This window comes from Devosia sp. 1566, assembly GCF_004005995.1.
Lineage (GTDB): Bacteria > Pseudomonadota > Alphaproteobacteria > Rhizobiales > Devosiaceae > Devosia.
The window spans coordinates 1570156-1589515 of record NZ_CP034767.1 but is presented as its reverse complement, the minus strand read 5'-3'; the positions used below and the strand labels follow the sequence as shown (position 1 = coordinate 1589515).

Below are 19360 nucleotides of genomic sequence, written 5' to 3'. Positions count from 1 at the left end.
CCCTACCCCACCGCAGCCATTGGCGTCGGTTTGACGTCGAACAGGGCCATGTCCATGATCAGGTCCATCAGCCCGTCCACGCCTTCCCCGGTCTTGCAGTTGGTAAAGACAAAGGGCTTGCTGCCCCGCATGAGCTTGGAGTCGCGGTCCATAACCTCAAGGCTCGCGCCCACATAGGGGGCGAGATCGGTCTTGTTGATCACGAGGATATCGGACTGGCACACGCCGGCGCCGTTCTTGCGCGGGATCTTGTCGCCCGCGGCCACGTCGATCACATAGATGTAGAAGTCAGCCAGCGCCGGGCTGAAAGTCAGGGTCAGGTTGTCGCCGCCCGATTCAATCAGCACGACATCGCTGTCGGGATAACGCTGCTCGAGCTCCTCGACCGCGGCGATGTTCATCGATGGGTCTTCGCGCACCGCCGTATGGGGACAGGCGCCAGTCTCGACCCCGACAATCTTCTCCTCGACAAGGATGCCGTTGAGCGTGCGCCGGACCTGCTTGGCGTCTTCCGTCGTCACCACGTCGTTGGTGATGATGAGGGGCCGCACGCCCATCTCGATGAGCCGGGGTGTGATGGTTTCGATAACCGCCGTCTTGCCCGAACCGACCGGGCCGCCAATGCCGATGCGCGTGATCTTCTTCATATCCTGCTCCTTGGTCGGCCGTTTCAGTTCATGAACAGCCGCAGATGAGTTCTGGTGTGATGGGCCACGACGACGTCGTAGACCGGGGCAAAGCTCGACATTTCCTCGAGCTCGAGCGTGTTGATGGCCTGGTAGTGCCGCTCCACTGATCCCTGGGCGTCAAAGAGAATGCCCTGCGTCGTCAGATGATCGATCCGCATCAGCCGCAGCGCAGCGTTGAGGATCATCGACGACAGCCCGTATTGATGCAGGGTGAAGGCTTCGGCCTCGTTGACGCCCATTCCGGCAAGGCCGATAGCCTGAGCCACGGGAAAGCACCCTGGGGTCTGCTTGCTGTTGATGTCGTCGAGCCAGCGCTGCAGCAGGGGCACATGCGTGATCGCCATCGCCAATTCGGCAAACTTCTTGCCCATCCGCGAGAGCATCAATTGCTGCTCTTCGCCGATCCGGCGGATCCATAGGGCGTCATCGGCCTCGAGGAGCCTGTCATAATCCCCGGCACTCGCCGCCCGATGCGCATGCAGCAGCGCGACCCCATCGCTATGGGCTGCCTGGCGCAAGATGACCTCCAGATAGTCCTTGAGGCTCTGGGGATCGGTGACGATCTCCAGCTGCACCGCCGATTCAAGCCCCTGCGAAAACGCAAAGGCCCCGACCGGCAGCGTGGAGTCGGCAAACTGCAGCAGTCGCGCCAGCCGACCCATATCCGAGGCAAACCAGTTAGCTCCCGCGTTCATAGAAGCACGCCGTGGTCATGCCGGTGGCCGTGGTGATGGTTGTGATCATGGTGGTGGTCATGGTCATGCCCGTGATCTTGGTCATGCCCGTGATCTTGGTCATGGCCGTTGGCCTCTTGGTCATAATGTTTGTGCGGTGACGCGTCCGCCCCAGCGAACAGCAGACGCGCTTCGCTGGGATCGAGGCGCTCGGCGACTACCTCGCCCGGCTCGAAATGCATGGTGGCGTGCCGGAAGGCATGGGTGCGCATCACCGAGGACATCACCTTCCGATCCACCGAAACAGGCACATAGATCGTCGTGCCCTTGATCACTGCGGGCCAATGCTGGTTGCCCAGCCCGTGGCCAAGTTCGAAGCCGATGCTGAGGATCTCGGCGGCCGACATGCCTTCGAAGTCCTCCATTTCGATGACCATCACCTCGCGCATGGCAATGGTCGCCACCACGATCCGGCGCGCGACGGGGTCGTGATAGAGCACGTCCCCGTCATGCAGATGTTCTGAGCGCGGCAAGGAGATCGCCAGTTCCAGCCCACTCTCAGTGCGCTTGCGCAGCCGGCTCTTGGGCGCTTCCCATTGTTCGAGCACCAGTTGCTCGACCTCGGCACCCTCCCAGTTCCGGTCCTTGATATTGCCAAGCGTTTTCTCGATCAGGATCATCGTTCCCTCCACTTCATCCCCAAACAACCCGTCGCTGCGTCAGCTGAAGAAGTGCAGCTGCGCCAGCGGCAGGCTCGTGGCCGGCTCGACGGTCGCGTGCACGCCATCCACCGTCACCGCATAGGTTTCCGGGTTCACCTCGATCACGGGCAAAGCACTGTTTCGCACCATGTGCGCCTTGCCGATGGTTCGGGTGGCGTAGACCGGCACAACGTTGGACTTGAGGTCGTAGCGATCCACGATCCCGTCGTTGAAAGCCGCGTTCGAGGTGAAGGTGACGCGGGATTTCGGCAGCGCCGATCCTTGCCCGCCAAACATCGGCCGGTAACTCACCGGCTGGGGCGTGGGGAGCGAGGCATTGGGATCACCCATCAGCCCCCAGGAAATGAAGCCGCCCTTGATTACCATCTTGGGCTTGGCGCCAAAGAAGGCTGGCTCCCACAGCACCAGGTCCGCCATCTTGCCCACTTCAACCGAGCCGATCACCTTGCTGACGCCCTGGGCGATGGCGGGATTGATGGTCACCTTGGCGACGAACCGCAGCACGCGCTCGTTGTCGTTGTTGGAGCTGTCGCCCGAATAAGGGCCACGCCGCTGCTTCATCAGATGGGCGGTTTGGACCGTGCGCATCCAGCACTCGCCAACGCGGCCCATGGCCTGGCTGTCGCTCGAGATGATGGAGATGGCGCCAAGATCATGCAGCACGTTTTCCGCCGCGATGGTCTCGGGCCGTACCCGGCTTTCGGCGAAGGCCACATCCGTCGGGATCTTCGCACTGAGATTGTGGCAGATCATCGTCATATCAAACAGTTCCGCCTGCGAGTTGATCCCGTATGGCAGGGTCGGATTGGTGGAACTGGGCAACACATTGGGCTGCCCGGCGACGCGGATGATGTCGGGGGCGTGGCCGCCGCCGGCGCCTTCGGTGTGATAGGTGTGGATCGTGCGCCCTTCGAACGCGGCGATCGTGTTCTCGACGAACCCGCCTTCGTTGAGCGTATCGGTATGGATGCAAACCTGCACGTCCATCCGGTCGGCAACCGTCAGCGCCATCCGGATCGCGGCGGCCGTACTGCCCCAGTCCTCGTGGATCTTGAAGCCCATGGCTCCGGCCCGGATCTGCTCTTCGAGCGGTGCCGGCGAGGAGCAGTTGCCCTTGCCCAAGACCCCGGCATTGACCGGCCAGGCATCAAAAGAACGCAGCATCATCTCGATGTTCCAGGTGCCGGGCGTGATGGTGGTACCATTGGTGCCGTCGGTTGGCCCGACGCCACCCCCAAAGAGCGTGGTGATGCCATTGCTGAGCGCCGCCTGCGCCTGCTGGGGGGAAATGAAGTGCACATGGGCGTCAATGCCGCCTGCAGTCAGGATCAGGTGCTCGCCCGATATGGCGTCGCATCCTGGCCCGAGCGCCAGACCGGGCGTGACCCCGGACATGACGGAAGGATTACCGGCCTTGCCGATGCCGCAGACCACGCCGTTCTTGATGCCAACATCAGCTTTGATGATGCCCTGGATGGCGTCGATGATGGTCACATTGGTGATGACCAGGTCCGGTGAGCCGGCGGCGCTTGTGAGCTCGTTGTCAAAACCCATGCCGTCACGCAAGGTCTTGCCACCGCCATATACGGCTTCCTCGCCATATACCCGCAGGTCCTTCTCGACCTCGACGTAAAGGTCGGTGTCGCCGAGACGGATTTTATCGCCAGTGGTCGGACCATAAAGGTCCGAATATTGCCGCCTTGAGATCTTCGCCATGGTGTGACCCGTTCTTGAAGTAGCTGTTCAAATTATTGGGGGGTGTTCTTGAAGCCGTAGCGCTGGACCCGTTCCATCGCGTCAGCCAGGCGGGGCCGCTGGTCGTCATAGCTCTCATCGCCGACCCAGCCATTGACGAGGCCATTGAAGCCGATGACGCGCTGCTTGCCCTGAAAAGGGATCAACACCACTTCCTTTTCGTCGCCGGGCTCGAAGCGCAGCGCGGTCGTGGCGGGGATATTGAGGCGCTTGCCGAAGGCCTGTTCGCGGTCGAACTCCAGCGCGGAGTTCACTTCGAAGAAATGGAAGTGGGACCCGACCTGGACGGGCCGGTCGCCAGTATTGCGGACCTTGAGCGTATTGGTCGGGTAGCCGGCATTGATCTCGATCTCGCCATCCGCGAGCACCAGCCCGCCAACAGGAGTATTCGTGGTCTCGGTGGCCATTGAACCACTCCTTTGCTTATTGGATCGGGTCGTGAACGGTGACGAGGCGGCTGCCATCGGTGAACACCGCTTCGACTTGGACGTAGGGGATCATGTCCACGACACCCTCCATGACGTCCCCGCGGGTGATGGCTTTGCGCGCAATTTCCATGACTTCCTCGAGCGTCTTGCCGGCGCGGGCATTGTCGAGCGCGCTGGCGGCGATCAAGGAGACGGCCTCGGGATGATTGAGCTTGAGCCCATCATCCTTTCGGCGCTGCGCGACCATGGCCATCATGTAGATCATGAGCTTGTCGGTCTCTCGCGGCGTCAGGTGCATCTCTAACCTCCGACATGGGTGAATTCTGGCGACGTCGTCTCGTCTTAGGCTGCAACGGGCTGGCTGCCACGTCCCGATAAAGAACAACGCCCATAAACAAAGGGTATGCCTCGCCATCGTGTAAGTAAATCTGCAACCCGACTGCTTCGGGCGCGATACTGAACGCGCACTGAACACAGAACAACAGCAATACAAGAAGTTCTATTTTGTCTTTGTCGCCGTTTTGTTTGGCATTGTCTCGGTTACGATACGAGCTTCATGCATGTTCATCCGCGATGGACACGGTGACATCGCACGACTTATATTCACGTCTTGCAGTTGGAGAAGAACTACGGACCCGCAGTCGCGGGAGTCAGGTGCCGCCGTCGCTTTGCCGGCTCAGCATCTCGCCAGCCCTCAACCCAAGCAGCACCGCGACAAAGCCAATGAGAAGGCTCAACACGGCGTAGAGCAGGCCCACGGAGAGCCCGATCGTTGAGGTCGTGAGCAGCACAAAGGTCGCGTAAACAAAGCTGGAAAAGGTGGACATGCCACCCGTCAGGCCCGTTCCGACAAAAAGGTTCGCTCGCGTCCCGATCGCGCCGTGCGAATGCAGGCCGTTCACCATCCCCAGGACAAAGGACGCCACGATGTTGGCCACGAAGATGGAATAAGGAAAGCCATCGCGCCCGGTCGGCACCCAGAGCATGAGCAGTTCCCGGATGGTCGCCCCAACGGCGCCGCCCAGGAATACCAGGATGACTGTCAGGACCAGGCCGCTGTCCTGTTTGCTTTGTTCGTTGGAAGCCATCAACCCAACTCCATCTGCGGACTTAGCCAGCAAGCCGCGCCAGCTGCGCGCCGGCACCTGCCGCGAGAATGCCCAGAACCACCGAGCCCAGCAGATAGCCGACAGTCTTGCCGGGGCTGCCGGAGTGATAAAGCTTGGCGGCATCGAGCTGCATGGTGCTGAACGTGGTGTAGCCACCCAGAATGCCCGTTAGGACGCCCGCGTTCAGCAGGCTCCCATAGCGGTCATGCCACTCCACCGAGAACAGCACTGAAAGAAGACCGATCACGAAGGCGCCGGAGACATTGATCAACACCGTCGACCATGGAAACCCACCTGGCCCCTGCTCCTTGACGAGCTTGCCCACAAGCCACCGGAGCACCGATCCAATACCGCCACCACCGGCTACGAAAACAAGGTCAGAAAACTGCATTGTGTCGATCCGCTGGTGATATCGGCGTGGTTCGAGCGACCGAGGCGATCCGCTGGTTCGGCAACTCGATGCGTTTGATCACTATGCTCCGGAACACGCCGCGGGATTTGACCACCGTCAAAAGTGCTCCGCACGAAACGACTATAGCTTGCGCGGAGGGTCGGGCGGCTGCGGCTGGTGTGCAGCTGGCCCTGTTTGATCGAGGTCGAGTTGGGGTGATAATAATCGAGAGCACCCCGCTTAACGCCTCCAGATCATTGGAAAGAAGTGCGGAGTATCAAGATCAACACACCAGTCGATTTTACTTGTTGTGGACGGAAAATCAAAAGAACTCCCCCACACCCTCTGAATAGAAGTTGTCCCACTTAGATTCCCGGGCGGACCAAGAACAGGAGACACGTCCATGGCATTCAAATCAGCAATCCGGGTCGCGGTGGCGGCGGTTGCCTTGCTTCCAACGGCAGCGTTTGCCCACCCCGATATCGGGGAAAGCAGCGGCATCATGCACGGCCTCGCGCACCCGGTTTCCGGGCTCGACCATATTCTGGCGATGGTGATGGTGGGCGTGCTGGCCTATCAACTTGGGGGCCGGGCCTTGTGGCTGGTGCCGGTCACTTTTGTTGCGGTGATGGCGCTGGGTGGCGGTTTGGGCATCGTCGGCATCCAGGTGCCAATGGTCGAGTTGGGCATCGCCCTTTCGGTAATCGTATTGGGTGCCTGTGTCCTGATGAACATCAAGGCGCCTGTTGCCCTAGCAATGGGGCTCGTGGGCTTCTTCGCCGTCTTCCACGGCTATGCCCACGGCGCAGAAATGCCGGCGGGATCGGGCGGCCTCACCTATGCAGTTGGCTTCCTTGTCGCCACCGCGCTGCTGCATGTAGCGGGAATTGGCCTCGGCTTCCTCATCGGCAAGGCTGGCGACAACTACGGCTCCGCGGTGGTCCGCTCGTCCGGCGGTCTCGCAGCAGTCGCTGGCCTCGGCATCCTGACCGGCGTCTTGTGATCGCCTGACCCCCTCCCGATCTACCGCGGCCAAGGGAGTTCATTATCTAGTCGTTGCAAGGCTTCCTCTCTCCCAGGGGAAGCCTTTTGCGTTTCAGGGTATGGCGAGCAGACATCCCGGGACCCGCGGTGACTTGATGGAAGTCAAAGCCGCCGACGCCGCGACAGGCATGATGGTGGTCCAACCCGACGCCCGCTAAGCCAAACCAGAGCTCCGCCGCTGCTATGGCTCCATCCTCGGCGTTTGGCTGCCCCGAGCGAGGAGCGAGCAAGATGATCATCTCCGCCGATAAGCTGGCTCTCGACCCGGCCCTGGAGCAGCCCGACGCGGTGGTGGATGCTCTCCGAAGCGATCCCGAGCGCGGTCTTGCGCAAGGGGAGGCGCAGCGGCGACTAGAGGCGAACGGCTCCAACGAACTGCGTGCGGTTGCACCTGTACCGAAGTGGCGGCGCTTCTTGAGCCAGTTCGAGGACCCGTTAATTTACCTGCTGCTCCTGGCAGCCCTGGTTTCGTTTTTCGCTTGGCTTCTCCAGGGGCATGAACCTCTCCCTATCGACGCCATCGTCATCTCCGCAATCGTGCTGCTGAACGCTGTGCTCGGCTACATCCAGGAAGCTCGCGCGGCCGATGCAGTGGCTGCACTTGCTCGGATGACGGCGGTAACCTCTTCGGTCATCCGCGACGGTGAACGGCGGCGGATACCCAGCGCCGAGTTGGTGCCGGGCGATCTGCTCCTGCTCGAAGAAGGCGATGCTGTGGGCGCAGACGCCCGCCTGATCCAGGCGGCTGCGCTGCGCGCTCAGGAAGCCTCCCTCACCGGTGAAAGCGCTTCGGTCGCCAAGAACACCCGCCCCCTTGAGGCGCCGGCCCCTCTCGCTGAGCGGACCTGCATGGTTTTCAAGGGCACAGCGATCACCCAAGGCAGTGCCCTTGCCGTCGTAACGGCAACCGGCATGCAGACCCAGATGGGTCTCGTGGCCGACATGCTCCACGCCACGCCTGAAGACCAAACTCCGCTAGAGCGAGAAGTCTCGCGGCTGGGGCGCACCCTTGGTCTAGCGGCGGTCGGCATTGCCTTGGTTGTGGTCGCCACCATCATCGCCATCTCCGGCGTAAACAGCCCGGACGCTCTTGTCACGATCATGCTGTTTGGTGTGTCGCTCGCCGTGGCCGCAGTTCCCGAGGGCTTGCCGGCCATCTTGACGCTGGTGTTGGCCTTGGGAGTGCAGCGGATGGCCACGCACAAGGCTGTTGTCAAGAACCTCTCCTCAGTCGAGAGCCTGGGTTCGGCAACCGTGATCTGCTCAGACAAGACTGGCACGCTGACCCAGGGTGAGATGACCATCGAACGTGTGGCCACGGCTTCGGGCGTCACCCACATCACCGGTGTCGGTTATGAGCCGCGCGGACAGGTACTCGGGCCGGGGGACATAGCGCCTGACGGCCAGCTAAGGGCAGAGCAGATCGTGGTGATCGGCGGCGGCAGCCTTGTCAACAATGCCGCGCTCCGGCAGATCGATCAAGACCGCTGGGAGGTCGAAGGCGACCCCACCGAGGCAGCTTTCCTCGTGGCAGAAAGGAAGTTCGGCATCCACGAGCGTCGGCGACGGCGGTTTCGTCGCATCCGAGACATCCCGTTCACCTCCGAGCGTAAGATGATGTCGACGATCGCCAGTGATTGCGAGTGGGGGGATCAACCGGTTCTCGTCGCCAAGGGTGCGCCTGATGTGCTGATGGCGCGCTGCACGCAGATCCGCGTCGGTATGAACACATTTCCGTTTGAGGCAATGCGACGTCGGCGAGCCCAAGCCGATATCGAAAGGATGTCAGCCGACGCGCTCCGCACTCTCGCGGTAGCCTACAAGCCACTGGAGCGCAGCGAGCAACAGGAGGACCTCGAGGCGCTTGAACACGACCTGATCTATGTCGGCAGCGTGGGCATGATCGATCCGCCGCGCGAGGAAGCTGCTGCCGCCGTGGCCGATGCCCACGGTGCTGGCATCCGGATCGTTATGATCACCGGCGATCATCCGAGCACGGCCCTGCGCATCGCCTCCCAGCTCGGCATCGTTGATGCCGACGCTCCCGTTCTGACTGGGGGCGAGCTTGACGGCATGGATGACGCTGCGCTGAGTGCCGCCGTACGCAACACGTCGGTGTTCGCGCGCGTGGCCCCCATCCACAAGCTCAAGATCGTCGACGCCCTGCAGGCGGATGGCGAAGTGGTGGCGATGACGGGTGATGGGGTCAACGACGCCCCTGCCCTAAAATCCGCCGATATCGGCATTGCCATGGGCATCGCCGGCACCGAGGTGACCAAGGAGGCCGCTGAAATGATCCTGGCGGATGACAACTTCGCTACCATTGTGCGGGCCGTGCGCGAAGGCCGGGCAATCTTCGAGAACATCCGCAAGTTCCTGCGCTATCTGCTATCCTCCAATATCGGCGAAGTGCTCACCGTGTTCCTGGGCGTAGTCGGCGCGAGCTTTATCGGGCTCGATGCTGCAGGCGAAGGTCTGGTGCTGCCGCTCCTCGCCACCCAGGTCCTGTGGATCAACTTGGTTACCGATTCGGGCCCAGCGCTGGCCATGGGGCTCGATCCCGAGACGGACGACGTCATGGCTCGTCCGCCACGCTCCCCAACCCAGCCCGTGATCGACCGGAGCATGTGGGCGGGCGTGCTTTATAGTGGCGTCATCATGGCCCTGGCGAGCCTGTTCGCCATCGACTTCTACTTACCCGGCGGCTTTGTTGAAGGAACCGCTTCCCTCGAGGAGGCACGCACCGCCGGGTTCACCGCCCTGGTACTGGCGCAACTCTTCAATTGCTTTAACACCCGTTCAGATACCGCCAGCGCATTCCATCACCTGTTTCTCAATCACTGGCTTTGGGCTGCGGTGGCATTGTCGCTGCTGCTGCAGGTGGCGGTGATCCACGTACCGGCGCTGAACTACGCCTTCGGCACCGTCCCCCTGACCTTCGAGCAATGGCTCTTCTGCACGCTTATGGGCAGCATGGTCCTCTGGCTCGGGGAAGCGCGAAAATGGGTCAGCGCCCAGTTTGGGCAGACTGGTGCTTCTCGTTTGCAGTAGATCTCACCGCAAGGCTGCAGAGGAATGACCAGTTCTCAGCGCATCTCCGCCAAAGCGGCGCTGATGTCCCGCTCCAGCAGGTCCAGTTCGTTCAGCGCGATATCGATCCCTCGAGCCAGATCGTCGGACTTGGTCGGGACGAGCGCAGTAGCCTCAGCCAGAGAGGTCCGTTCCGACCGGATCGCGTCAAGGGTCCGCGTGGCAGCAGCGATCTGGTCAGCATCATGGGTGCCCACCTGCCGACTCTCGCTGCCAGCGCCCACGAAGTGAACGGCATCGGCGGACCATGTCCCTATGGACTGCCGCACAAGTTCAAACTGCATCTTGAGATCGTCTTCCGTCATCGCCACTCCGTGGGTTGCTCCCCCTGAACGGCTGCAGCCCGGATGAGTTCAACAGATGCTTTGATGATGCTGTCAGTTCCTGCTGACGCATGGCCTGCGAGGACAACGCAAGGCTATTCCCATGTCTTGCAGGCGAGCGGTGGTCGCCAAACGCTAGAGAGAGTTTGCGAGAAGGGGAATGGTGGGCGATGACGGACTCGAACCGCCGACATCCTCGGTGTAAACGAGGCGCTCTACCAACTGAGCTAATCGCCCACAGGCCGTTTGGCCGGTGCAGGGCATTGATTAGGGTGCGCGACCGGGCGCGTCAACCGCAAATCCCCAAAGAAAAAGGCCCCGCCGCGAAACGCAGGCGGAGCCCCAAGAAGTTTTCTGGTTCAGGCGGGGTTCAGCGCGTCCTTGAGACCCTTGCCTGGCTTGAACTTGGCCTGGTTGGACTCAGGAATGCTGATCTCGGCGCCGGTCGCAGGGTTACGGCCGGTGGATGCCTTGCGGCGCGAGACGGCAAAGGTACCAAAACCCACGAGACGAACTTCGTCTCCAGCCTTGAGGGACTCGGCAATGGCTTCGAACACTGCATCCACGGCCTCGGCAGCCTGTGCCTTGGTAATCGTGGCCTTGTCAGCAACGACGCCAACCAAATCGTTTTTGTTCATAGCGTTTCCTCACAGAGAATGGCCGCCGTTGACGGCGAGCATGGAAATGGCGGCACCCTTGGGCGATTCCGCCCAGGACGCAAGGCAGCCGGGGCTTTTCCTGACTGACGCGCTCAAGCTGTTAATGAACGGGAAAATCAGGGTGGGCAAGACTTCCACCGCGCTTTTCCGAGGGAAAAATCCCCAGAATCGGTCGGTTACGCCCCCGCAGGAGCCAGCTTGCGCAGCCCGAACATCAGCGGCAGCGCCAAACAATAGATTGCCGCGCCGACCAGCCAGATTGCCCCCGGCCAATCGCCCCGCACCCCGGCATAGGCGAGGCTGAAAAACAGTGGCCCGAACACCGAGGTCAAACTGACCAGACTGGCCAGAACGCCCTGCAACTGGCCCTGCCGCTCGGCATCCACCTGGCGCGTGATCAGCGACTGCAGGGCGGGCATGCCAACGCCGCCCACGGCAAACAGCGGCATCAGGGCGAACATCACCCAGCCCAGGCCCGCAAAGGCGAGCACAACGAGGCAGAATACTTCGGCCGAAAAGCCGATCAGCAGCGATGCGCGTTCGCCAAACCGTGTCACCACTGGGCCGGTGAGAAACGCCTGGGCGCCGGCATGGAAGACGCCAAAGGCGGCCAGCGACAGCCCAATGGTGAGCGGGCTCCAGCTGAACTGATCTTCGCCGAACAACACCCAAACGACGCCGTACATCTGACCGACAAACATCATGATCATCAGAATGGCTATCAGCGGGATTAGCGCGCGAAAGCTCAGCGCCCAGCCTAGCGGCAGGAACGGGTTCAGCGTAGTCCAGCTGAACCGGGCCGTGCCACGCACATGGTGCGATTCGGGCAGCACGAAGAAGGCCAGCGCGCAATTGAGTGCGTTGAGAAGAGCCGCGGCGATGAATGGCGCCCGCAGCCAATATTCCCCCAATACGCCGCCCAGCACCGGCCCGACGATAAAGCCGATTCCCCACATGGCATGGAAATAGCCAAAGCGCCGCGCGCGCTGATCTTCGGGAGATATGTCGGTGATATAGGCCGAAGCCACCGCCATGTTGGCCGCGGTGATGCCGGCGATCGCCCGCCCGACCACCAGGAACAGCAGGTTGGGCGCCAAGGCCATCAGCACGTAATCGAGCGCCGCGCCGCACAGCGACAGGATCAACACCGGGCGGCGCCCGAAGCGGTCGCTGAGCACGCCGAGAATGGGCGAACAGATAAACTGCATGGTCGCATAAAGGGCGATCAGCAGCCCGTAGAGCAGCGTCACATCGCCCTGATGGGCCACCTCGCGCAGCAAGCTGGGCAGGATAGGCGCAATCAGCCCGATGCCGATGGCGTCCAGCGTCACTGCTGAAAGGATCACGACCAGGGGTTTGTTCATGCGGCAGGTTCCGGGGGCACGGCGGCGGGCAGCCTAGTACATCCCAAACGCATGACAATGCCTGTCAGCAGCCAAAAAAATGCGGCGGCCCCCGATGGAGACCGCCGCCTTGTTTACTCTTGCACCAGAGCTTAGTGCAGGCCGCCAGTGAGGCCCTCGTCAGCGGCCTCAACCGTGGTTGACACGGCCGGAACCGTATCCTCGAAGTTCCACTCAATAGCCTCGGGCTTGCGTACCAGGGCGCGGGCGATCACCTGATCCATCCGCGAGACTGGCACGATTTCCATGCCTTCCTTGACGATATCTGGGATCTCGGCGAGATCCCTGACATTCTCCTCGGGGATCAGCACCGTCTTGATGCCGCCACGCAGCGCCGCCAGGAGCTTTTCCTTGAGGCCACCGATGGGCAGCACCCTGCCCCGCAGCGTGATCTCGCCGGTCATGGCGACATCATTGCGCACCGGAATGCCAGTCATCACCGAAACGATGGCGGTCGCGAGGCCGATACCAGCGGACGGACCATCCTTGGGAGTTGCCCCTTCAGGCAGGTGGACGTGAATGTCTCTGGTATCGAACATCGGCGGCTTGATGCCGAATTCGACTGAGCGAGAGCGGACATAGGCGGTTGCCGCCGTCAGCGACTCCTTCATCACTTCCTTGATGTTGCCGGTAACGGTCATGCGGCCCTTGCCTGGCGTCATCACGCCTTCGATGGTCAGCAATTCGCCACCCACCGAAGTCCAGGCCAGGCCCGTCACCAGACCGACCTGCGGCTCGGCTTCGATCTCGCCATGTTTGAAGATATCGGCGCCCAGATACTGGGTCAGCTTTTCCTCGTCGATGACGATCTTCTTGACCTTGGTCTTGACGATCTCGGCCACGGCCTTGCGCATCAGCTTGCTGATTTCACGCTTGAGGTTACGCACGCCCGCTTCGCGAGTGTAGCGCTGGATCAAGGCGGTCAGCATCTCGTCGGAGAGTTCAAACTCGCCATGGGCCAGCCCGTTTTCCTTGAGGGTCTCGGGGATCAGGTGCTGCTTGGCGATCGCGTGCTTCTCCTGTTCGGTGTAACCCGACAGGCGAATGATCTCCATGCGGTCCATCAATGGCCCGGGGATGTTCAAGGTGTTCGAGGTGGTCACGAACATCACGTCCGAAAGGTCGTAATCGACCTCGAGGTAGTGATCGGCAAAGGTGTGGTTCTGCTCGGGATCGAGCACTTCCAGCAGTGCCGAGGAGGGATCCCCACGGAAGTCCTGGCCCATCTTGTCGATCTCGTCGAGCAGGAAGAGCGGGTTGGACTTGCCGACCTTCTTGAGCGACTGGATCACCTTGCCAGGCATGGAGCCGATATAGGTGCGGCGATGGCCGCGAATTTCGGCTTCGTCCCGAACACCACCCAAAGCCATGCGCACGAACTCACGTCCGGTCGCCTTGGCAATGGACTTGCCGAGCGAGGTCTTGCCCACACCCGGAGGACCAACAAGGCACAGGATCGGCCCCTTGAGCGAACCGGTACGGCCCTGAACTGCCAGGTACTCGAGGATACGTTCCTTGACCTTGTCGAGGCCATAGTGATCCTCGTCCAGTACCTTTTCGGCCAGAACCAGATCGCGCTTGACCTTGCTCTTCTTGCCCCAAGGCAGGCCGAGCAGGGTGTCGAGATAGTTCCGGACCACGGTGGCTTCGGCCGACATCGGGCTCATGGCCTTGAGCTTCTTGACCTCGGCGTCAGCCTTGGCGCGAGCTTCCTTGCTCAGCTTGGTCTTGCTGATCCGGTCCTCAAGTTCGGCAATTTCGTTCGAGCCTTCCTCGCCGTCCCCCAGTTCCTTCTGGATCGCCTTCATCTGCTCGTTGAGATAGTACTCGCGCTGGGTCTTCTCCATCTGCCGCTTGACGCGGGAGCGGATGCGCTTTTCCACCTGCAAAACACCGATCTCGCCTTCCATCAGGCCAAGAATCTTCTGGAAGCGCTCGGCAACGGAAACCGTCGACAGCAGGTCTTCCTTCTCGTTGATCTTGATCACGAGATGGCTGGCAATGGTGTCGGCGAGCTTGGAATGGCTCTCGATCTGGCCAACAGCGGCCACGACCTCGGCCGAGATCTTCTTGTTGAGCTTCACATAGTTCTCGAACTCGGTCTGGGCCGAACGAGCCAGTGCCTCAACTTCAGTCGCATCTTCCTCGGGCTCAGGCAGGATCGATGCCTCGGCCTCGAAATAATCGACGGTCTGGAGATAGCGGTCGATCGTGGCGCGGCTCAGGCCTTCAACCAGCACCTTGACCGTGCCATCGGGAAGCTTGAGCAGCTGCAAAACGGTCGCGATGGTACCAGTGGCGTAGATCTGGTCAGGGGCCGGATCATCGTCCTGGGCATTCTTCTGGGTCACAACAAGAATGTGCTTGTCGTCGCGCATGACCTCTTCGAGAGCCTTGACCGACTTCTCGCGGCCCACGAACAGCGGCACGATCATGCCGGGGAATACGACGATGTCGCGCAAGGGGAGGACTGGGTAAACCCGGTCACGGCTGGTGTCGCCAGCGGCGGGATTGACGTCCGTCATCTTTATTCCTTTCGAGGGTGCGCCGAGGTGGGGTGATGGGTAGCGCACCCATTGCAGACAGCCCAAGAGGATGCTGGGCTGAATCTCATTAATAAATAGGTTTGTGCTGGCACGCCACAAGCTATTCTTTTCGGCGCGAGAGCCTTGAAAAAGAGCTGGGGTGTCCCTCGCCATCGGCGTTACCGGTGCCAGCGCGCCCCCTATCCATGACACCTATATTGGCTCGGGTTATCTGCAGTTCAATGCCATGGGGGTTACGTTTTTGTTAACCACGGACGGCTGCTTGCCTGGGGCGCGGCAAGGAGCCGCAAACGAAAACGCCGGGCACAAAGCCCGGCGTTTCGATCTTGTATCGCGCCGGTGTTAGGCCCCGGCGGGCATGTCTTCCTTCTTGCGATCGGAATAGATGTAGAGCGGACGAACATCCTTGCCCCGCACCACTTCCTCGCTGATCACCACTTCCTCAACGCCTTCAAGCGAAGGCAGATCGTACATGGTGTCCAGGAGGATCGCTTCCATGATCGAGCGGAGGCCGCGAGCACCGGTCTTGCGCTCGATGGCCTTCTCGGCAATCGCCTTGAGCGCATCCTCATGGAAGGTCAGTTCCACGTCTTCCATCTGGAACAGGCGCTGATACTGACGCACGAGGGCGTTCTTGGGCGCGGTCAGGATTTCGATCAGCGCGGCGATGTCGAGGTCTTCCAGCGTCGCCAGCACCGGCAGACGGCCGATGAATTCCGGGATCAAGCCAAAGCGCACCAGATCCTCGGGAGCAACATCGGCAAGCACCTGACCAACGCGACGGTCGTTGGGATCCTTGACGGTGGCCGAAAAGCCGATGCCCGAGCCTTCGCCACGTGCCGAGATAATCTTTTCCAGACCCGCAAAGGCGCCGCCGCAGATGAACAGGATATTGGTCGTGTCCACCTGCAGGAATTCCTGCTGCGGGTGCTTGCGACCACCCTGGGGCGGTACCGAGGCCACGGTGCCTTCCATGATCTTGAGCAGGGCCTGCTGCACGCCCTCGCCCGAAACGTCACGGGTGATCGAGGGGTTGTCGGACTTGCGCGAGATCTTGTCGACTTCGTCGATATAAACGATGCCCCGCTGGGCCTTCTCGACGTTGTAGTCGGCGGACTGCAGCAGCTTGAGGATGATGTTCTCCACGTCCTCACCCACATAACCGGCTTCGGTCAGTGTGGTGGCGTCGGCCATGGTGAAGGGCACATCAAGGATGCGTGCCAGCGTCTGCGCGAGCAGGGTCTTGCCCGAACCGGTCGGACCAATCAGCAGGATGTTGCTCTTGGAAAGCTCGACATCCTGATTTTTGCTCGCGTGATGCAGACGCTTATAGTGGTTGTGGACAGCCACGGAGAGCACGCGCTTGGCGCGGAACTGGCCGATGACATAGTCGTCGAGCACCTTGCAGATATCGGCAGGGGTCGGCACGCCATCGGAGGACTTGACCATGGAGGTCTTGTTCTCTTCGCGGATGATGTCCATGCACAGCTCGACGCATTCATCGCAGATGAACACGGTCGGACCGGCAATCAGCTTGCGAACCTCGTGCTGGGATTTCCCGCAGAACGAGCAATAAAGCGTGTTCTTTGAGGTTTCGCCGTTCGTTGTCTCTTTGGACATCCAGTCACTCCCGGGGGCGGAACACCCCCAAAATAAGCGTTATCGGTGACGGTAACGCTCGAGCCTAAAGAAAGTCTAAGCCGAACCGACCTTAAAGGCCGATCCGGCTGGGTGCAATTGAACGCAAGTCACAGTTGCGGGCGCATGCTCATTGGTGTGGACAGCGGGGATCAAACCGCGTCCGGAACAGCGCGCTTTTCCAGCACGCTGTCGATAAGGCCAAAGGTCTTGGCTTCTTCGGGCGACAGGAACCGGTCGCGCTCAAGGGCGTGCTCGATTTCCTCATAGGTACGGCCAGTGTGCTTTTCGTAGATCTGGTTGAGGCGGCGCTTGAGGCCTTCAACTTCCTTGGCATGGATCAGGATGTCCGTCACCTGGCCCTGGAAGCCGCCGGAAGGCTGGTGGACCATGACGCGCGAATTGGGCAGCGAAGTGCGCATACCCGCTTCGCCGGCAGCAAGCAGAAGCGAACCCATGGATGCCGCCTGCCCCATCACCATCGTGGCAACGGCCGGGCGGATGAACTGCATGGTGTCATAGATGCTCAAACCAGCCGTCACCACGCCACCGGGCGAGTTGATGTAAAGCGCGATTTCCTTTTTCGGGTTTTCCGATTCCAGAAACAGCAACTGTGCGACGATCAGGCTCGCCATGTTGTCTTCGACCACGCCGGTCACGAAGATGATACGCTCGCGCAGCAGGCGCGAGTAGATATCGAAGGCGCGTTCGCCGCGGTTGGATTGCTCCACCACCATGGGAACAAGCGTGTTCATATAAAGATCGTGTGGATCTTGCATTAAGATGCCCCTTTGCTGTTCCGGATCGCGTGGAAAACCGGTCAGCCCTCTTGGTTGAAACACGGTCCGCGTCCGAAAACCGGACATCCAGGGTCCGGGGACCGTGCCATTGAAACTCGAATCAGCGCGACAGCCGATTGCAGACCATGCCGCATGAACGCGCGGTAAGGCCAGAGATAGGCGGCATTGGGGCGCGGTTCAATAGTGGAGCAACGCACAACGCATCCAAGGTAAATAGCGGGCCCGTCAGGAGGCGAATTCCACCGCCACACCGCGCTTGCGGAAATAGGCCTGCATGGTCTTGCGGCCCTGGCGATTGTTCTGCGCCAACTTGGCGGGCTCGAAGGTCGCGGCCTTTAATCCCTCACGGTCCAGCGCCCCCTTGAGCGCGGCAATGTGAAGATCGATATCCTCGTTGTTGGCGCGCAGCGAGGCATAAACATTGTCCATGGCTTGGCTGAGGGTCAAATCGCTCATCTTGGCCTTCCTTTAGTGTTGGCGCATGGGTTAGCGAATTTTCCCGCCCGCGCAAGGGCCAAGCTCAGCCAGCCGGTGCGCTCAGTGCGCGCAGCACCCCCGGAAGCAGCCCTGGCAGGTCTTCGCTCAGCATGCCGGGGCCACCAAAGTGGTTGGCAGCTTCAGCGTGCAACCACACGCCGGCCGCCGCCGCTTCCCAACCGGGCATGCCCTGCCCCATCAGACCAGCAATCATCCCCGCCAGCACATCGCCTGAGCCCGCGGTTCCGAGCCAGCTTGGTGCATTGGCATTGATCACAGCCCGCCCATCCGGCGCCGCCACCACCGTATCGCTGCCCTTGAGCACGACGACAGCGCCTGATTGTGCCGCAGCAACTCGCGCCCGCTCGAGCTTCCCACCAGCCAATTGCCCAAACAGGCGCTCGAACTCACCTTCGTGCGGTGTTACCACCACTGCCCGCTCCGGATTGGCCCGCACTGCCGCAAACAGTCGCTCGGGTTCATCGGCAAAACTGGTCAACGCATCGGCATCCAGCACTGCCGCAGCGCCCGAGGCGAGCACGGCCAGCACATTGTCCGCAGTTGTTGGACCCACCCCTGCTGCTGGCCCCGCCACCACGGCATTGATCCGCTTGTCCTCCAATAATTGCGCCAATGCCTGCGGGTCCGCGGCCGGCTTGAGCATGATGGCGGTGACATGCGCCGCATGCACCGCCAGCGCCTCGGGCGTACCGGTCAGCGACACCAGCCCCGCCCCGGCACGGAAGGCCCCCAGCGCTGCTAGGCGCGAAGCCCCGGTTTGCAGCGGCTCGCCCGACACCACCACGCAATGGCCGCGGTGATATTTGTTGCCCGCCGGCTCATCCACCGGCAGCGACCAAAGTGTTGGACCATTCTTCCAGGTCTGCGCATCGATGGGCCCCAGCACAGCCTCGGGGATGCCGATATCGCCCAGCACCACCTCGCCGCAAAGCGCTCGTCCGGGCAGCAGCAGGTGACCCGGCTTGAGCCGGAAAAAGGTCACCGTCGTTTGCGCCTTGATGGCGACGCCGCGCACCGCACCCGTCGCACCGTCAACGCCACTCGGAATGTCGATGCTCACCACCGGCAGCCCGCTGCCGTTGATGATTTCAAAGAGGCTATGCAGTTCGCCGGCCACGTCCCGATCAAGCCCGGCCCCCAGCACCGCATCCACGATGAGGTCGGCCTCCGAAATGTCGCTTGGCGAGGGCCGCTCGATCCGCCCGGTCCATTGCGCCGCCATCTGCGCCGCGTCGCCCCGCAGCGCTTCGCGCTCGCCCAGAAGGCGCAACTGCACTGGCCAGCCGCGCTGCTTGAGCAACCGGGCGACCACAAAGCCATCGCCCCCGTTATTGCCGGGACCACACAGCACCAGCACGGAGCGTTGATAATAGCGGTCGACGATCGCGTCGGCCACCGCTTGGCCCGCCGCTTCCATCAACCGCAGCGTCTTGATCCCCGCTTCGGCGGCGGCTCGGTCGGCCTCGCCCATTTGCCGCGGTGTAAGCAAAACATCGGGGTGGGCGCTGGTCATGGTGCGGCTCATGCGGGCTGGTGGACAGGCTGACAAAAAAGCCGCCCCGAAGGGCGGCTCTGGTGAAGGGCTGCGCCC

The 19360-nt window shown here is 61.5% G+C and carries 18 protein-coding genes and 1 tRNA gene; 2 read left to right on the top strand and 17 right to left on the bottom strand.

Going from position 1 to position 19360, the window contains the following annotated elements; all coding sequences use genetic code 11:
* Positions 1-2: 2 nt before the first annotated feature.
* The 8 genes from ureG to ELX51_RS07765 all read right to left on the bottom strand — a co-directional run bounded on the left by ureG (position 3) and on the right by ELX51_RS07765 (position 5768).
* Positions 3-647: an urease accessory protein UreG gene (gene ureG, locus ELX51_RS07800; protein WP_127752981.1), complete on the bottom strand. Its 645-nt coding sequence runs from the start codon at positions 645-647 to the stop codon at positions 3-5.
* Between the two features lie 23 nt (positions 648-670).
* Positions 671-1384, bottom strand: a complete 714-nt coding sequence (locus tag ELX51_RS07795; RefSeq protein ID WP_248305283.1) for an urease accessory UreF family protein — start codon at positions 1382-1384, stop codon at positions 671-673.
* Positions 1381-2043, bottom strand: a complete 663-nt coding sequence (ureE, locus tag ELX51_RS07790) for an urease accessory protein UreE (protein WP_127752980.1) — start codon at positions 2041-2043, stop codon at positions 1381-1383. The genes ELX51_RS07795 and ureE overlap by 4 nt, the downstream gene beginning before the upstream one ends.
* A 39-nt stretch (positions 2044-2082) precedes the next feature.
* Positions 2083-3801, bottom strand: a complete 1719-nt coding sequence (locus ELX51_RS07785) for an urease subunit alpha (RefSeq protein ID WP_127752979.1) — start codon at positions 3799-3801, stop codon at positions 2083-2085.
* A 32-nt stretch (positions 3802-3833) separates the two neighbouring features.
* Positions 3834-4247 (bottom strand): urease subunit beta, encoded by a 414-nt coding sequence (locus ELX51_RS07780; RefSeq protein ID WP_206524711.1) that lies wholly within the window; start codon positions 4245-4247, stop codon positions 3834-3836.
* A 16-nt stretch (positions 4248-4263) separates the two neighbouring features.
* Positions 4264-4566: an urease subunit gamma gene (locus ELX51_RS07775; RefSeq protein WP_127752977.1), complete on the bottom strand. Its 303-nt coding sequence runs from the start codon at positions 4564-4566 to the stop codon at positions 4264-4266.
* Positions 4567-4918: 352 nt separating this feature from the next.
* Positions 4919-5356 carry a CrcB family protein gene (locus ELX51_RS07770; RefSeq protein WP_248305282.1) on the bottom strand — a complete coding sequence of 146 codons (438 nt, stop codon included), beginning with the start codon at positions 5354-5356 and terminating at the stop codon, positions 4919-4921.
* Positions 5357-5378: 22 nt separating this feature from the next.
* Positions 5379-5768 carry a CrcB family protein gene (locus ELX51_RS07765; RefSeq protein WP_127752976.1) on the bottom strand — a complete coding sequence of 130 codons (390 nt, stop codon included), beginning with the start codon at positions 5766-5768 and terminating at the stop codon, positions 5379-5381.
* A 403-nt stretch (positions 5769-6171) separates the two neighbouring features.
* Here ELX51_RS07765 and ELX51_RS07760 point away from each other — a divergent pair, with 403 nt between their 5' ends.
* Both ELX51_RS07760 and ELX51_RS07755 read left to right on the top strand, forming a co-directional pair.
* Positions 6172-6771: a HupE/UreJ family protein gene (locus tag ELX51_RS07760; protein ID WP_127752975.1), complete on the top strand. Its 600-nt coding sequence runs from the start codon at positions 6172-6174 to the stop codon at positions 6769-6771.
* A gap of 272 nt (positions 6772-7043) precedes the next feature.
* A complete protein-coding gene (locus ELX51_RS07755) occupies positions 7044-9863 on the top strand; it encodes a cation-translocating P-type ATPase (protein ID WP_127752974.1) in 2820 nt (939 codons plus the stop codon).
* Positions 9864-9898: 35 nt separating this feature from the next.
* On the opposite strand, the gene ELX51_RS07750 is transcribed toward ELX51_RS07755, so the two are convergent.
* From ELX51_RS07750 to ELX51_RS07710, 9 genes are all read right to left on the bottom strand, one after another.
* A complete protein-coding gene (locus ELX51_RS07750) occupies positions 9899-10207 on the bottom strand; it encodes a hypothetical protein (protein WP_127752973.1) in 309 nt (102 codons plus the stop codon).
* A gap of 179 nt (positions 10208-10386) precedes the next feature.
* A tRNA-Val gene (locus tag ELX51_RS07745) sits at positions 10387-10462 on the bottom strand.
* A gap of 122 nt (positions 10463-10584) precedes the next feature.
* Positions 10585-10863, bottom strand: coding sequence for an HU family DNA-binding protein (locus ELX51_RS07740; RefSeq protein WP_127752972.1), 279 nt, complete (start codon positions 10861-10863; stop codon positions 10585-10587).
* Positions 10864-11060: 197 nt separating this feature from the next.
* Complete coding sequence (gene tet, locus ELX51_RS07735) at positions 11061-12248, bottom strand: Tet(A)/Tet(B)/Tet(C) family tetracycline efflux MFS transporter (protein WP_127752971.1); 1188 nt, start codon at positions 12246-12248, stop codon at positions 11061-11063.
* 131 nt (positions 12249-12379) lie between these two features.
* Positions 12380-14812 carry an endopeptidase La gene (gene lon / locus ELX51_RS07730; RefSeq protein WP_127752970.1) on the bottom strand — a complete coding sequence of 811 codons (2433 nt, stop codon included), beginning with the start codon at positions 14810-14812 and terminating at the stop codon, positions 12380-12382.
* Positions 14813-15175: 363 nt separating this feature from the next.
* Positions 15176-16453 (bottom strand): ATP-dependent Clp protease ATP-binding subunit ClpX, encoded by a 1278-nt coding sequence (clpX, locus tag ELX51_RS07725; protein ID WP_127752969.1) that lies wholly within the window; start codon positions 16451-16453, stop codon positions 15176-15178.
* 170 nt (positions 16454-16623) lie between these two features.
* On the bottom strand, positions 16624-17250 hold the full coding sequence (locus tag ELX51_RS07720; RefSeq protein ID WP_127752968.1) for an ATP-dependent Clp protease proteolytic subunit: 627 nt from the start codon (positions 17248-17250) through the stop codon (positions 16624-16626).
* A gap of 246 nt (positions 17251-17496) precedes the next feature.
* Complete coding sequence (locus tag ELX51_RS07715) at positions 17497-17727, bottom strand: hypothetical protein (RefSeq protein ID WP_127752967.1); 231 nt, start codon at positions 17725-17727, stop codon at positions 17497-17499.
* A 64-nt stretch (positions 17728-17791) separates the two neighbouring features.
* Complete coding sequence (locus tag ELX51_RS07710) at positions 17792-19282, bottom strand: NAD(P)H-hydrate epimerase (RefSeq protein WP_127752966.1); 1491 nt, start codon at positions 19280-19282, stop codon at positions 17792-17794.
* Positions 19283-19360: the final 78 nt, after the last annotated feature.